The sequence below is a fragment of the Staphylococcus sp. GDX8P80P genome, assembly GCF_017893095.1.
GTDB classification, from domain to species: domain Bacteria; phylum Bacillota; class Bacilli; order Staphylococcales; family Staphylococcaceae; genus Staphylococcus; species Staphylococcus borealis.
Genome location: NZ_JAESMI010000056.1, coordinates 1 through 1,573, shown reverse-complemented (window position 1 = coordinate 1,573; position 1,573 = coordinate 1). Strand labels below are relative to the sequence as shown.

The window sequence follows — 1,573 nt, the reverse complement described above, 5'->3', positions numbered from 1 at the left end:
AATCCATACGCATCAAATTCAAAAGGCTTTACAAAATGTCATGCAACAACGTTTCACATTAAACATATTGTACCCTTACATTGATGAAATTCATATTACCAAAAATAAAACACTTACGGGTATCTATTTCAAAAACGAGCCCTTAAACATCGTCAATCAAAAAACGCAATCATCGATTGCTTAATCAGAAAGGATGAAAAAATATGAATGAAATGAAGAAGAAGAGAATCGGAGCGTACATTCGCGTGTCCACAGAGAGACAAGTAGAGGGTTATAGCATCGAGGGACAAATTACACAAATAGAGCAATATTGCCAATTTAATGGCTATGAACTTGTTGATATATATGCAGATCGAGGTATATCAGGAAAATCTATGAACCGTCCTGAATTACAGCGCATGTTAAATGATGCTAAAAATGGAAAATTAGACTGTGTTATGGTTTATAAAACAAATCGTTTGGCACGTAATACTTCCGATTTACTTACAATCGTCGAAGAACTTCATCGCCAAAATGTTGAATTTTTTAGCTTGTCTGAACGCATGGAAGTCAAAAATTCAACAGGCAAGTTAATGCTTCAGATACTTGCAAGTTTTTCTGAATTTGAAAGAAATACAATTTTAGAGAATATTTACACCGGGCAACATCAAAGAGCTTTAGAGGGCTATTATCAGGGCAATCTTCCTTTAGGATATAATAACATACCTGATAATAAAAAAGAATTAATGATTAATCAACATGAAGCTAACATCGTTAAATATATCTTTGAATCTTATGCCAAAGGTCATGGTTATCGTAAAATAACCAATGCACTCAATCATAAAGGTTATGTCACTAAGAAAGGTAATCCATTTAGTATTTCAGCTGTTACTTATATTCTCTCAAATCCATTCTATATTGGTAAAATTCAATTCGCAAAATACAAAGATTGGAATGATAAACGACGTAAAGGCTTGAATGATAAGCCAGTAATCGCTGAAGGTAAGCACGCCCCTATTATTGGCAAAGACTTATGGGATAAAGTACAAGCACGTAAAAAACAAGTAAGTGAAAAACCACAAGTGCATGGTAAAGGAACCAATCTATTAACGGGTATTATTCACTGCCCACAATGTGGTGCACCAATGGCAGCTAGTAACACAACGAACACATTGAAAGATGGTACCAAGAAGCGAATACGCTATTATTCTTGTAGTAATTTTCGAAACAAAGGCTCAAAAGTATGTTCTGCGAATAGTGTTAGAGCTGATGTTATAGAAAAATATGTTATGGATCAAATACTCGAAATTGTCAAAAGCGATAAAGTTCTCAAGCGAGTTGTCGAACGCGTCAATCAAGAGAATCAAATCGATGTAGCTGCACTCAATCATGATATCGCATATAAGCAACAACAATTTGATGAAATAAACACTAAACTAAAAAATCTAATTCAAACCATCGAAGACAATCCAGACTTAACATCTGCACTCAAACCAACTATTCATCAATATGAAACACAACTCAATGACATTACAAATCAAATGAATCAACTCAAGCAGCAACAAAACCAAGAAAAACCATCTTATGATACGAA

1 protein-coding gene and 1 pseudogene are annotated in these 1,573 nt (G+C 34.0%); both read left to right on the top strand.

Annotation, left to right across the window (positions count from 1 at the left end; translation table 11 throughout):
* A pseudogene (locus tag KA858_RS05935) lies at positions 1–184 on the top strand (cassette chromosome recombinase CcrA); the annotation flags it as partial.
* Positions 185–203: 19 nt separating this feature from the next.
* Positions 204–1,573, top strand: a 1,370-nt coding sequence (gene ccrB, locus KA858_RS05930; RefSeq protein WP_210135233.1) for a cassette chromosome recombinase CcrB, incomplete at its 3' end; no start/stop codon positions are given.